This is a genomic window from Chitinispirillales bacterium ANBcel5 (genome assembly GCA_029688955.1).
In the GTDB taxonomy this organism is placed as follows: Bacteria; Fibrobacterota; Chitinivibrionia; order Chitinivibrionales; family Chitinispirillaceae; genus Cellulosispirillum; species Cellulosispirillum alkaliphilum.
In genome coordinates, this window is the sequence record JARUKZ010000013.1 from 1 (window position 1) to 14,854 (window position 14,854).

Below are 14,854 nucleotides of genomic sequence, written 5' to 3' on the forward strand. Positions count from 1 at the left end.
TTAAGTTTAGCTTGGGGAGAGTTATTAAGTTTAGCTTGGGGAGAGTTATTAAGTTTAGTCTGTGGTGAAATATAGTTGACATATCAGGGGAAATAATGGTCCACTTATTTAGGGAAGTATTAGGTTGCTACTTCTCCACAAGATTACTAATAGCAAACGAGAAAGAAAATTTTTTTCCCAAGGTTTATTCAGAGAACAGGTACAGTTTCTTGGGGCTCCGCTCTTATTATTGAGGGACAGATTTTGCTTATTAGTATTTCTCTATTTTTAAGACTTTTGCCTTTCCATATCATTCTTGAAACTGCAGAGTTGCTCACGTTTAGATAATCGGCCATGCTTTTACCGGAGAAATTGAAAACTACTTTTCCTATATACGTAAAAAGCTGACGAGCCCGACATTTTGTATCAAGACGTCCCTGGAAAAAAAGATCTTTATCGGAAAGCTGCATACATTCTTCGACCTTTTTTCTCAGTAATTGTAAAGTCATGCTTCCATCTGCATGCTGGGCCAGTCGCAACTTTCTAAGCCGGTCTTTTTTAAGAACATGTTGAATGAAACTCGAATCTCCAATGATCCAGGAAAGGGCATTGGAGAAGGATTGTCTGCCTTTATGTGCTTCTCTTAGAAGGCTTATAAACTTACTGTTACACGTATTTTTTTGGTATGATTTAATAAATACTTCATAAACTTTAATTTCGTCAGGTCCGGAAAAATGACTCAAAAGAAGATCTTTATCGATTAAAAAATCAGGTTTATTGCCGAGGATTTCGCTATGTCCGCTCCATTTATAGGTGTTTAATCTTTCAAGACTGCATTCACCTGATCTTACCGGGTTGAGGTGAACGTGTCTGATAAGTTCCTTGAGTTTGTTTCCCTGTACTATCACTGATGAAAAACGACTTTTTAGAACGACTCCTTCTCGTTTATTTATTCTGTTATAATGTTTTGCTAAAACCGTGTCCAATCTATGCATAAATGTAGAAATGGAAAAGTGACTTGAGAGTAAAACCAAATTGAAATGATTGTTAACAATTGACCAACCAAGCAAGCTATAGGAATACTTTTGCAAAGTTTTTCTCAGTTCTGAAAGAAAAAATTCTCTGAAAGCATTATTTCCAAACACGTTTAGCTCTGGTAGGCATTTGGTAGTAACGTCGTAAATAACATTTTGAGCGACTATTCTTGGCTTAGTACACATAAGCGTTCTCTTTTTCACTATAAGGAAAACCTTGAACCCAAAGAAACAAGAAAAACTGAGCAAAACATAGTCCAATTAGATGATCGAGACTGAAAAATCGCGTCTGATGTACAAAATAACCTCTGGGGTAAAAAATCACGCCTGGGGTACAAAATATCAAATCTGTTTCAACATCCCCTTACCCCAAACGGCAATCTTTTTGCTCTCACTTTTATAAAAACAAACAGGCAAAAATAATGACCAATCAAGAAGATGACAAGCTCAAAGCTGAACACAATAAAGAAGCAATTAAAAGCAGGGTCATAAATAAGAAAAACTACAGTTACATGGGGGATGCTGTTTTAGGCAGTATTGATGGCTGTGTGACTACATTTGCCGTTGTTGCTGGAAGTATGGGGGGAGGATTTACCGCAGGGGTTATTATTGTACTCGGATTTGCTAACCTCTTAGCCGATGGATTCAGCATGGCGGTCAGTAACTATATGAGATCAAGAAGTGATAGGGAGGAAGTCGAGAGTGCCAGGAAAGATGAGGAGGAGCAAATTGATAAAATTCCTGAAGGGGAAAAACAGGAAATAAGAGAAATTTTTAAAAATAAAGGATTTTCGGGTGAAACACTTGAAAAAGTCGTAGAAGGAATCACTTCAGATAAAAAGCTTTGGGTTAATACAATGATTACAGAGGAATTGGGGCTTCAGATTGAAGGACCTCGACCCAGAAGGGCCGCGCTGACAACATTCTCCGCGTTTCTGTTCACCGGTTTAATACCAATATTACCGTTTGTTCTGTTTCAAAGAGAACTGTCAACCCAGTTTGTCATCAGTATAATTGCCACAGGCATCACCTTTTGGGTCATAGGCATGGTAAAAGGTGTAGTCCTTAAAAGGCCGATCTTGTGGTCCGGTATTTTCACTTTTCTCATCGGTAGCGGCGCTGCTGTTTTGGCCTTTCTTGTAGGATATTTCATAAGTCAAATATACGGTGTCTAGTCTTATAAATCTCTCTGAAGTACTTTTTTTAGAAACTTAGCTGTGTGTGATTTTTTACTGCTCTTAAGTAATTTAAAAGGAGTTCCTTCTGCGATGACGTTACCACCTTTACTGCCCCCCTCAGGGCCCAGGTCAATTACCCAGTCTGCTTCAGCTATTACGTCCAAATCATGTTCAATCACCACAACGGTATTGCCTTCATCTACCAATTTTTGGAAAACACTGATAAGTTTTTCGACATCGCCCATGTGAAGACCTATGGTTGGCTCATCAAGTACATAAAGGGTGTTAACAGCTTTTTTTGTTCTTGATGAAGCTGTACGTAGAGAACGCCTAAGCTCTGAAACCAGTTTTATGCGCTGTGCTTCTCCGCCGCTGAGTGCTGGGCTTTGTTGTCCCAGGGAGAGGTAACCAAGCCCGACATCCTGAAGTAATTTGAGGGTTTTATGGATAGAAGCATGGGAGCTGAAAAACTCTACCGCTTCATCGATACTCATCGCCAGCACATCGCCGATAGATTTACCCCTATAGAGCACTTTCAGGGTTTCAGCTGAAAATCTCGCTCCATTGCATACTTCACAGGGAAGTGAAACATCTGGAAGAAAGCTCATCTCAATCTTGGTTGTACCCTGTCCCTTGCAGGCCGCGCATCTACCACCTTCTACATTGAACGAGAATCTACTTGGTGTGTATCCGCGTATATTGGCTTCATTGGTTCGGGAGTAGAGTTTGCGTATCTCATCCCATAACCCAACATAGGTAGCAGGGCATGATCTTGGGGTTTTTCCTATAGGGGTTTGATCTACCTCGAGAACGCGGGCTATAGACTTATAACCTCTAATGTATTTACATCCAGTAAGTGAAGAGTTTTTAACTGTTTTCTTACTTAGTAAGGTTTTAAGATTATTAAAGAGAATATCTCTGACTAACGTGCTTTTACCACTGCCGCTGACACCTGTGACACATACAAATCTTTCAAGAGGAATAGAAACATCTACGCTCTTAAGATTATGCAGGCTGGCACCCATGATTTGTATGGAATCGTTATTAGATGAACGTTTTGTTGCAGTTGTATGTTCAATTGGTTCACGAAGGTATTTGGCTGTAATGGATGATTTGCTTTTAAGGACCTTGTTTATTGGTCCATGCGAAAGAATTTGCCCCCCTCTAACACCACCTCCGGGGCCAAGATCAATTAGATACTCAGCACGCCTGATTGTTTCTTCATCGTGTTCTACCACCACCACCGAATTCCCTTTGTTTTTTAATGCGTACAGTGTATCAAGTAACATTAGGTTGTCTCTTGGATGAAGACCTATGGTAGGCTCATCAAGGATATAACATACACCCTGAAGATTAGAGCCGAGTTGGGAGGCTAAACGTATTCGCTGTGCTTCACCACCACTTAAAGTTGGTGCTGCTCGATCGAGAGTTAAGTACCCAAGCCCCACACTTTCCAAAAACCAAAGGCGCGAAAGAAGTTCTTTGATAATATCTCTGGCGATTTTTTCTTCTCTTGTGCTTAGTGTTACATTTTGAAAGTAAACGATCGCCTCCTGTACAGTAACAAAAGTCAAATCGTAGATGGATTTACCTTTAAATAAAACTGCAAGAGCTTCAGGACGTAATCGTTTCCCATTACACTTATCGCACAAACGCTCCTCACCATCCCACCACTCATTCCACAAGGCCTCTTCTCCGGTTTGAAGCTCATCAAACCCTTTGATTTTAAGCCCTGTTCCATAACAGCAATCACACCAACCCTGTTTTGAGTTAAAAGAGAAAAGGCGTGGATCCAGATCCTGAAAACCACTCCCGCACTTGGGGCAGTTCCTCTCTGTGGAATAAAGTAATCCTTTGGGGTTGCCTCTTCCGACAATCTCAACCTTTATAGTGCCCTTACCATATTTTATTGCAGTAGAAATATATTCACGGAGAACTGACTCGCTTGAGGTATCAACAATTAACTCTCCAATTGGGAGCTCAATTGTATGCTCTTTAAACCGGTCAAGAGTGGGCCAGTTATCTGTCGGTAAAAACTTACCATCTACTTTCAACCTGGTATAACCTTTGTCCTGTGCCCATGCAGCAAGATCTTTGTATATTCCCTTTCTCGAGCTTACAAGCGGTGCAAGAATCCTGATTTTTTTGTTGTTATTGGTTTTTATCAATGACGAGACAATTGAATCCTGAGAACGCGGTTCTATAGGTATAGAGCAGTCAGGGCAGTACTGAGTGCCAAGTTTAACTAAAATGAGGCGTAAGTAATGATATAGCTCAGTTACAGTTGCGACAGTACTTTTTCTTCCTCCGCGGCTGGTTCTTTGCTCTATCGCGACTGTTGGTGGTACTCCATTTATACTATCGACGTCCGGACGAGCGGATGGCTGCACAAACTGGCGAGCATACGCGTTGAGTGATTCAAGATAACGACGCTGTCCTTCTGCAAAAAGTATATCAAAAGCGATAGTGCTTTTACCGCTGCCACTTACTCCTGTTATTACCGTAAACTTATTGCGTGGAATTGTAATATCTATATTCTTCAGGTTATGCTCCCGGGCATTACGGATAGTAATATCGTCGGGCATAGTCAAAAGATTATTACCTTTAGAATGCTTAACTGCTGCTACAGAGGACACTTTTGTTGATAACAAGGCTGCACCAGTAAAACTGGATGTGCAATTGGCTATCTGTTTTGGGGTTCCCGCGCATACAACTTCACCACCTTCATCACCACCTTCAGGACCAAGATCAATTATCCAGTCACAATTACTGATAACGTCTACATTGTGCTCTATGACAATAACTGAATGGCCGGAATCAATAAGGCTCTTGAATGATTTCATGAGCAGTGAGATATCTTGAAAATGAAGACCGGTTGTGGGTTCATCAAAAAGGAATACAATATTGTTTGCTGTATTGGCCGATGATAAATGGCCGGCGAGTTTAAGCCTCTGTGCTTCTCCACCGCTTAAAGTTGGCACTGGTTGTCCAAGGGTAAGATAACTAAGCCCAACATCTGCTAACGGTTGAAGCTTTTTGCAGATCTGAGGATAACGGACGAATATTAATAGTGCCTCTTCTACAGTTAAATCAAGAATATTAGCTATTGAATAGGGTCGGTCATTTCCTGGACTTAACGTTACATCCTGTATCTCTGATCTAAATCTTGTGCCATTACAATCTGAACATCGAATATAAATATCGCTTAAGAATTGCATATCTACATGTTCATAGCCATTGCCATTACATGCAGGACATCTACCGTTGCCAGAATTAAAACTAAATGTCCCCGGTGTGTATCCTCTGGCTCTTGAAAGTGGCTGTGAAGCAAATAGTTTACGTATCGGATCGAGCGCCTTAACGTAACTGGCAGGATTAGATCGAGTCGTTTTTCCTATTGGAGATTGGTCCACAAAAATCATCTCTGAGACCTGCTCTATACCTTCTATTTTCCCGCAAGCAGCCTTCAGTTCACCACCCTTACCGTTTTGTCGAAGCCAATTATTATAGAGTACATCATGAATGAGAGTGCTTTTACCGGAGCCACTAACTCCTGTAACGCAAACCAGTCGGTTAAGGGGAATCGATACATCGATGTTTTTTAAATTATGCTCAGAAGCTCCACGCACCCGGATACAGTCTTTATTTAGAGCTACCTTTTGTGGATTTGTGCTGTAAACGCTTTTTTCACCGCTTAGAAATGCAGCGGTATTGGAAGTTTTGCATTTGATTAGTTGACTGATCGTTCCATCAAAAACTATGTTGCCACCGTTTTTCCCAGGTCCGGGGCCAATATCTATTACATGATCCGCTGCCCGAATAACATCCGGATCGTGTTCTACAACGATAAGACTATTACCAGAGTCACGGAGGCGTTGTAAAATAGTAATTAATCTGCTAATATCTCTGGGGTGAAGACCAATACTGGGTTCATCAAGAACAAAAAGGGTGTTTACAAGAGATGTCCCCAGTGCCGTTGTAAGATTAATTCTTTGAACCTCTCCGCCACTCAATGTTCGGGACTGCCGATCAAGGGTTAGATAACCAAGACCAACTTCTACAAGATAACCCAAACGTGTCGTTATCTCTTTTAAAATTAGCTCAAGAGCTTCATCATCCTTTACTTCAGAATTCATCTTCTGAAAAAAATGAAAACACTCCCTAAGAGAAAGTAACATAATATCGTGAATCGAATACCCCTCTATTTTCCACCACAGCGACTGATCCTTTAATCTTGCCCCGCTGCATTGCTGGCAAGTTTGATAAGTCCTGTAGCGGGACAAGAGTACACGTATGTGCATTTTGTAGCTTTTAGATTCAAGCCATTCAAAAAATCGATTTACACCATACCAGCAGCCATCTTCCCAGCTGCCTTCTCCTTCAAAAACCCACTTTTTGTGTTTTTTTGAGAGCTTATTCCATGGTTTATCCAGGGGAATCGAACGTTTTCGGGCAAAACTGAGTAGGTCATCCTGGCACTCACGGTAGCTATCTGTTTGCCAGGGACGTACTGCACCTTCCCGCAGGCTTTTGGTTGGGTCGGGTATAACCAGTGAATAATCGACCCCAATAACTTTGCCAAAACCTTTACATTTTTCACACGCACCAAGAGGTGAGTTAAAGGAGAAGTGGTTTGGTTGTGGTTCACTGTAATCTATATCACAGCTCGCACAGTGAAGGCCGGAAGAAAATCGAACAGCTTCTACGCCAATCGTACCATCACTTTCCATCGGATAAACCGAAATAACCCCATTGCCATGCTTAAGTGCATTTTCGATGTCTTCTACTATTCGCTGGCGGTTACTGGTATTTAAATGAACTCTGTCCTGAATAACTTCAATAGTACTACCACTTTTTGAATGGATACGGTTATAGCCCTGATTACTCAGGAGCTCAAGAACCTCTGACTCTGTAAAACTTTCCGGGACCTTGATTTTAAAGGTAAATGCAATCGCAGGTGAGCTTTTCAGTACTTCATTATCTAAGATGTGGCTGTAGATACTCTCTGCGGTTTCTTTCTGAACGATTTTTCCGCACGATTTACAGTAGAGCTTAGCAGCACGGGCGTAGAGAAGCTTGAGGTGGTCATTAAGCTCAGTCATCGTTCCAACCGTGGACCTCGAAGTCCGTACCGGGTTGGTCTGATCAATTGCAATAGCCGGGGGTATGCCACTGATCCGTTCAACTCCCGGCTTATCCATTCTGTCTAGAAATTGCCTTGCATACGATGAAAATGTTTCAATATACCTACGCTGCCCTTCAGCATAGATAGTATCAAAGGCAAGAGAAGATTTACCTGAGCCACTTACCCCTGTAACAACAACAAACTTATTTAAAGGAATAGAAAGGGTAAGATTTTTCAGGTTATTTTGAGTTGCCCCTTCTAGTAATATATGGTTTTTTGACTTTGCTTCTTTTTTGCTTCTACTCATTAGCTTTTCTGGCACCTATTATTCATGGAACATTAAAGATTTTATAGTACGTTTGTGGTTCAAAGAGTGGTATGATGGAGTGCAATGTGTGACTTTTTTTTGTGGGGTGTTGATTAGTATGGCTTTAAGATGCCAATGGACATTTTTTTTTAATTTTCAAATAGTTTCAAATACTCAGAGGAAGTCTTTTCCCAATTATACTCTCGCCTAACGTATGATTGAGCTTCCTGGCGCTTTGCTGCCCTTTTCTTTTCCGGGAGATTGAAATAATTATGAATGGCCTCTGCAAAAGCCCTGTAATTTTTGGGTTCAATGAGATATCCTCCCTCTCTAACACTCTCAACCAGGGCATCGACTGCAAAAGCCACAACAGGCATTCCGGAGTACATACTCTCAAGCTGTGTCATTCCAAACCCTTCTATATCATTTTTATACGGAATATTGGGAAAGACAAAAAGGTCGGCACTGTTTCGAAGCATTGCTATAACCTCATCACTTGGATTCCTGAGAATGATGATACGCTCTTTAAAAGCACTGTTTTCCCGAATCTGGCAGATTCTCTGGTAATCAGGACCATCACCGCCAATGATGAGCTTTATGTCATTATCAAGCATTCCAAATCCATTTTCCAGAAACGCTGCCACGCCCTTTCTTGGTATAAGACGGCCAAAATTAAGTAGAACCCGATCTTCTTTAAATGAAATATTGTACTCTTTTTGGAATTTTTCTCTGAGGCTTTTGCGCCTTTCTTCTGATACCTCCGGTGGTTCTACACCTACATAAATCAGCTTTAGTTTCTGAGGCTCCACACCCAGTTTCAGTGTTGTTGAGCGGGTGTTTTCACTTATCACAGCCACTTTGTCTGCAGTGCGTACCCCATTAACCATCAAATGACGTGCAAAAGCATTTTTATAGGTCATTTCTAATCCATAGACAGTAATCACTATCTTGGATTTACATAGTTTTTTGAAAAACGGTGCAAGAAAACCAGTAACTCCATCAGCCAGGTAGATAACATCGACAGAATTTCTGCAACAAAGAATTGTCCCTTTTATTATTACGTAGGGAATGAACCACAAGAGGTGAACTAAAGAATTACGTCCCAGAGCTAATAGCTTAATGTCGCATTTTTCAGATAAATGTGTGTAGAGCTGATGGCAGTGTGTTTGAATACCGCCGATACTGGGTGGAAAGCGACGCGCGATAAACAGTACTCTGAGGGCCATTATTTCCAGTCCTTAATAAAGAATTGCTTAGTAGGGTATTAATCTTGTGATTGGGAAAAATAATATTATCCAGTGAAGAGTGAAAACCGACGCAGTCTAAAAAGAGTATAAAGCGGGGTACTGTTAAAAGGGCAATCCGACATTCAGGTGAAATCTACCGGGAAAAATTACCTCTGGTAACAAGGGCTGACCGTAATCGAGGCGTACCAATCCTATGGGGATAATCACTCTTATTCCCATACCTACAGCCCACCTGAAATCTTCGAAGCTGAAATCAGTTATATCACTCCATACATTTCCACCATCGATAAACAGCGCCCCTTCCAAACCATCGGTTACTTGGTAGCTAATCTCAACGGGATTAACTATAAGTGCAAAATTACCTCCAGGAAGAATGTCCTCATCATCAAAAGGTGTAACCTCTTCAAGTGTGTATCCTCTTACATCACGTACCGGTGCTTCACCTGTTCTGAATCGCTCCCTGGTTGGAATTGCCTGCTCCTCACCATATGGAAAAGCAATGCCTGTAAAAAAACCACTTGAAACCAACCCTCTCTCAAAATGAAATGGTAAATACCCCCGAAAATCGAAAAGTAACCGTACATATTGGTTACCAAATCCAGCAATTCCAGCGATTTCGGGCTGAACGGAGGCAAAAAGAGCGGACCCCGGATCAACGGCAGATGCTCTGTTATCATAGATAATGGTTGTTGCAATCAGATGAGTGGGGCTGATTGGTAAAAGGGGAAACAGATCGGCAGGAGGCTCTTCTGTTGCCCACTCGGTACGTTCAAGACGAGTCCAGAGATTAAACCGTAAGTTTTGTCTAATTTGGCCCCGGAGGGCAGCTATAGCTCCATCAAAGTATCCTTCAACATTTGTCTCATTTCTCCTCTCAGCGTAAATGCTGAAATCGGCCCAAATCGGAAGGGAAAGAAACCAGGGAACAGAATAGGTTGCCTGTGCGTTACGAACTGGTTGGGACGCACGTCCAAGCAAAGATATGCGGTGCCCTCTTCTGAAAAGATTACGATATGCAGTTTCGATGCTTAAATAAAACTGTTCTTCTGAGTCGTATCCAATACCAGCCTTTAATGTTATAAATGGTGCTTCTCTGAGTTGTACCGATACAGCGACATTAGCTGTATCATGTAGCATGGTTTGTCGTGTTGTGTCGGGTTTTACCTGTACAAAATTAAAAAGTGCTGTGGAATAGACTCTTCTGAGACTCTCGTGAATGACCGGAGTCGACAGTACTGTACCAGAATCAAAAGTTATCTCTCTTTTTACTACCGTTTCATGCACTCGCTGCAATCCATAAATATTAAAGTTTTTTACAATTATCAGAGGTCCCGCATCGATTCTATGATAAACTGTTGCTGTTAAGGTTTGCTCATCAATTACCTGCTTAGAATAAACACTTGCCTGAAGGTAACCAAGCCCCCTTAAACTGTCGCGAATCATTCGCCCATCAGAATGCACACCCGGACTATCAAGAGGTGCTTCCGGTAAAACCTCTATAAACGCATAAATGTCGTTTGATGACAAAATCTGGCTGTTAATAATTTTGACAGTATCAACGACTACCAGGGGGCCTTCCGTTATATCAAGAGTTATGACTACGCTCATGGTGGCAGTATCACGCTCTATATTATGTATGTATACAGAAGCGTAGGGATAGCCAATTGTTCTATAAAGAAGTTCAATGTTTTCAATGTCCTGATCGAGAGTTGCAAAATCAAATTCCTCTCTTATTAAAAAACGAGGTGGGGTGGTCTCCATATTGGCCAGAAGTTCACCTCTGCTCAAGGCCTCATTACCCCGGAATTGCACATCTGCTACAGTCCACTCCTCTTCACTATAGATAGAAACGGTTAAAATAGCTAATATCCAGAAAACCGATTTAAGGTATTGCATATATACTTTCAGCCTATCTTCTAATATATAACCATAACCCAAGATTCCCTGTACCCTCGGTTGTACCGGAGCTGTTTATATATAAGTAGGGTAAAACCTGGTAAGTCAATCTTAAACCTTGTCTATGGGGTTGTCCCAAACGAATATTGTACATAATACAGGTTCTTTCGGTAAGCATTTCTGTAAGAGTCAAAACCGGACCATCTTCACCGGTAAATTCAAGCAGATTTCCTCCAATGTTAACATTAGTAATACCAAGCCACTCTCGTATTCGCCATGCCACCGCCGCGCTTGTGTAGATGCTTATAAGTTCTGCTGGTTCAGTTATATAGTCAGGTAACGCTGTTATAGTTCCAGTAGTGAGAAGGTTAATGATCTGCTCCTCTTCAAGCGGCGGATGAGCGGTAAGAATAAAATTAGGCTCAAATATACTTCCGCTTAGGGCAACTCCCAATTCATAATCCCTTTGACCATCAAATAAAAACGAACGGATAGTGATATCTGATGTAAGGTCAATTAAAGGATCTATCAAATTTAAATCAAATTGCCGTAAAAACCCCTCCCTTAGTTCAGTCTCCCGTTCAAGGTATTTTATTCTGGCCTCAGCAAGGCGCACTTCACCATCTAAATATGGAGCTGAGGGGGTTCCGCTGATGATTACTCTCCCCGTAAGTAACGCTCGGCCAATGTTTGTTTTTACAATCAGATTTCGGTTTAAAAATAGGTCGAAAAAGAGATGGCTTTCATCCAGAAATGCGGGTGGAATAACTTCAGGTACTACTGCAGTTGCCCTGATTTGTTCTAATACATCAATGAGTTCAACATACTGGTAATACCGGGTTTCACCAAAAGTAAGCCCACCTGTGATGCTGTCAACCCTGTTTTCTGATCCGATAGCAGAGAGGTTTAGGCTAGCTATACCGATATCAGCCTGATTATTATATCTGAATCGAAGATCGCTCGCAAGAAGATTGAATTCCAGGCTGTCGATTCCTGTGTCAGATAAAACAAACCGCCCCTGTGCAGAAATAGGCCCTCCAAGAGAACCGCGTGTTTCCAGTGTGATTACATCCCCTGCAAGAAGCAGCTCTCCAAAAAAGGGACCAATCGAACGGTCGATCTGCTCGTGTTCTAACACCAGAGAGTCTACACGCGTATACCCTGAAGTTTTCACCAATGTATCTACTGATACACTGCCTTTTCCGTTGAGTGTGCCGGATGCAATATCTACTTCCGGTAAAAAGGGAGTGAAAAATTGTAAATTCGCATGATTAAATTCAAATTCGCCCCTGAGCCCGTAAAAAGGAAGCCGATCATCGGGCCACTGAAGAGGTATGAAAGCTTCAGCTCTGATAAATCCTTCATCTGGCAGGTCAACCTCAAAATTCTGCAACTCAATATGGTCTGGAGTGATCACCGCAGAGAGTTGTTCTAATTGTGAAAACAAATCTTCGTATCTGAAAATACCTTCAGAGGAATGAAGATAAACTGATGGTTCGCTGATGGTACCATCAAACAAAAAGTTTAATGGGAAAGAGTACACATGTAGTTCTTCATCGGGAATAGTAATAGTGTCTATACTAAGCTGTGATGTGCCGTTAAGCTCCCATTGTTGATCGTGCTTTAAAAGCATGGCATCTATTGTAAGAATAATGTGGGTGTCTAATCGGGGGAAAAGGCTGTTTATTATAGTACCCAGGGGAAAATTATGAGTGGTAACATTTATTACAGAGCCATCCTTTAAGGGCGAGTCAATTTGATGTCTGAGTGGCAGATTAACTGAGAACACAACTGAACTTCTGCTGGTCGCTGCCCCATACACAACAGGGCGGATAAAACTTGACCCAATCAATGTGTCGTTAAACAGCAAAAATTCGCCATCAACCAAAGTAGCTACATCACCCGATAAGTTCTGTTCAAGTTCAAAGCTGACCGAACCATCCGGAAATGCAAATGGCCCCTGCACAGAAAGCCGAAGATTTAGGGAACCTTCTTCTACAATTGGTGCTCCCGCAAGCTCCAGAAACGGGGCAGTGCGCAAATCACTTACCGACACATTTGCCTGAATATAGTCATCATCAAACTCTCCGGAAGCTCTTATCACTCCAGAGCGTATATCTTCATGTTCAATCAACATTAAAAACGCAAACTGGTGCAGATATTCACTCAGTATCAAAGTGCCCCGACTTTCAACTGAAAAACCCTCATTTAACACAAGGAGTTCCTCTAAAGCCAGTGTGTCTGCATAATACGCTAAACTTGCACTGATCTGCTCAACTCGTTGGTGCTCATAGGCAACGTTTTCTCCGTGTACTGAGGCATAAGCCCTCAGGTCAGCAATATCCCCCTGAGCGCCAAAAGTTGCCCAAACCTTTCCATCTGCCTGTGGGGGCATTGGTCCCGCTTCAGAAAGATCGGCACTGAGCATTGCGATAGATCGATTGATTGTAACTACATCCTGTGCGTAACGCAACTCTGCTACAAGTGTATCTAACTGTATACCATACCACTGTATCCCCGGGGAGTGTACACCAAGAGTTGCATAAAGGGCATCAAACCATCCCCCAATCCTACTTTCAAGAAAAAGAGCGCCTGTAGCTGACGGACTGATAAACAATGAACTCAGCAACTCTAAATTTCTCATCGATACAGAAAGATCCCCCCACAGAGTATCTGAATAAAGCATCCCTGCTGCATCGATGTCATTTCCTCGTCCCGTCACACCTCTAAACTCCCATTCATTCTCAAATAATGCCCCACTTATCCTGAACGGTTCATCTTCTAAAGGGGGAGGCATGTGAAATGTCGCTTCCAGCGCTGCTAGGTGCGGAATATCAGGCTCATCATCATCGCCCAGGATATAAACATCAACATCTGCTCTTATTGGGGCAATGGGAAAAGGGATATCAAATAGCTCTAATAAATCGGATATATCGATATCTCTTGAGCTTATGCTAAATTCGTAATCACTAAGCGAAAGCTCCTCTTCCAGTGACCCTTTTAGGAAAACAACGCCATAAGCGTCAACATCACCCAGGGGAGAACGCAATGTAAGATCGGCCTGTATTGAGTCTGGCAGAGAATAGGTGCTGTTTATCAGTAATGTGTCGATCTCGAAATCTTCGATAATGATATTTTCTGAATGGGAGATCAGGCTTCCAAATGGGGACAGTTGGGGACCGTTTACTGTAAGGTCAACATTTAATCTTCCTCCAAGATCTATAACCCCTCCGTTTAAAGCAGGTTCTGCCTGGGTTAGGGGGATAGATGTGTGTGCATAAAGATCCCAGTGTGCATAGGGTTCAGCCGGAATGTCACCTGCAAGATCAATGATCGCCGAATCAGCTTTTACAAATAATTGTTCAAAATTTAAAATCTCATCATTGAAAAATGAACCTGATATATAAATTGAATCAATCGGTCCATTCCAAAGTGGTGAATTAAACCATCCATACGCCAGGGGTATCGTTGCACGGATAGTATCTGGTTGCAGGCTAAGTGAACCAAACGCCAGCAGTTGGGTGTGGATATCGCTTTGAAGGTCTGAGAAACGGAAATCAAAATCTGTAAATTCGAGGGTGTCTATGAAAAACTCAAACAGGGGATCTGGTTCAGGCTCAGGAGGTCCAACCGGAATCAAAGGGAAGCGAAGTGTCCCTTCGTTATCTAATAGTGCAAAAGCCTCTCCGTTTTGAGCTGTGATTTCGGTAATTTGTATGCGCCCCGTTAGTAAGGCGGGGATAAAATATCTGATAGTAACCATTTCTAAATACAGAGTATCACCGAAGGGTTCACCAGTTCCTGCACGTATGTTTTGAAGGGTTAAGGTGGTAAACAGATCTGTTTGAAAATCTCCGATTCGTATCTCTCCCACAATCTCCTCGTTTACAGCTCCTTCGACTCTGTTTAGTATTTCTCTTCTAACCGGCTCCAGGGAAATAAGGAAAATGAGAAACAAAACTATAATTGATGCACTTACAATTATAAAGAGACCAATTTTAAGCCCTATTCTTCTTGCCCGTGGTGCGGCCATATGTACTCCTGAGTTGGCCAGTTATAACCAAAAACACAAAGGGTTGCAAAAGGAA

The 14,854-nt window shown here is 41.9% G+C and carries 6 protein-coding genes; 1 reads left to right on the forward strand and 5 read right to left on the reverse strand.

Annotation, left to right across the window (positions count from 1 at the left end; translation table 11 throughout):
- Positions 1-188: 188 nt before the first annotated feature.
- Positions 189-1,199 (reverse strand): hypothetical protein, encoded by a 1,011-nt coding sequence (locus QA601_08820; protein MDG5815179.1) that lies wholly within the window; start codon positions 1,197-1,199, stop codon positions 189-191.
- 236 nt (positions 1,200-1,435) lie between these two features.
- Between QA601_08820 and QA601_08825 the strand changes: the two genes are divergently transcribed.
- A complete protein-coding gene (locus tag QA601_08825) occupies positions 1,436-2,188 on the forward strand; it encodes a VIT1/CCC1 transporter family protein (protein ID MDG5815180.1) in 753 nt (250 codons plus the stop codon).
- A gap of 2 nt (positions 2,189-2,190) precedes the next feature.
- Here the strand turns inward: QA601_08825 and uvrA are convergent, their stop codons facing one another.
- The 4 genes from uvrA to QA601_08845 form a co-directional block, all read right to left on the reverse strand.
- Positions 2,191-7,623 (reverse strand): excinuclease ABC subunit UvrA, encoded by a 5,433-nt coding sequence (gene uvrA / locus QA601_08830; protein ID MDG5815181.1) that lies wholly within the window; start codon positions 7,621-7,623, stop codon positions 2,191-2,193.
- Positions 7,624-7,772: 149 nt separating this feature from the next.
- A complete protein-coding gene (locus QA601_08835) occupies positions 7,773-8,849 on the reverse strand; it encodes a glycosyltransferase family 4 protein (protein ID MDG5815182.1) in 1,077 nt (358 codons plus the stop codon).
- 123 nt (positions 8,850-8,972) lie between these two features.
- Positions 8,973-10,766, reverse strand: coding sequence for a BamA/TamA family outer membrane protein (locus tag QA601_08840; GenBank protein MDG5815183.1), 1,794 nt, complete (start codon positions 10,764-10,766; stop codon positions 8,973-8,975).
- Between the two features lie 13 nt (positions 10,767-10,779).
- On the reverse strand, positions 10,780-14,799 hold the full coding sequence (locus tag QA601_08845; protein MDG5815184.1) for a translocation/assembly module TamB domain-containing protein: 4,020 nt from the start codon (positions 14,797-14,799) through the stop codon (positions 10,780-10,782).
- Positions 14,800-14,854: the final 55 nt, after the last annotated feature.

Excerpts from the sequence above, each read along its gene's own strand:
- QA601_08820 (MDG5815179.1), bottom strand. The coding sequence starts at position 1,199 with ATGTGTACTAAGCCAAGAATAGTCGCTCAAAATGTTATTTACGACGTT.
- QA601_08825 (MDG5815180.1), top strand. The coding sequence starts at position 1,436 with ATGACCAATCAAGAAGATGACAAGCTCAAAGCTGAACACAATAAAGAA.
- uvrA (MDG5815181.1), bottom strand. The coding sequence starts at position 7,623 with ATGAGTAGAAGCAAAAAAGAAGCAAAGTCAAAAAACCATATATTACTA.
- QA601_08835 (MDG5815182.1), bottom strand. The coding sequence starts at position 8,849 with ATGGCCCTCAGAGTACTGTTTATCGCGCGTCGCTTTCCACCCAGTATC.
- QA601_08840 (MDG5815183.1), bottom strand. The coding sequence starts at position 10,766 with ATGCAATACCTTAAATCGGTTTTCTGGATATTAGCTATTTTAACCGTT.
- QA601_08845 (MDG5815184.1), bottom strand. The coding sequence starts at position 14,799 with ATGGCCGCACCACGGGCAAGAAGAATAGGGCTTAAAATTGGTCTCTTT.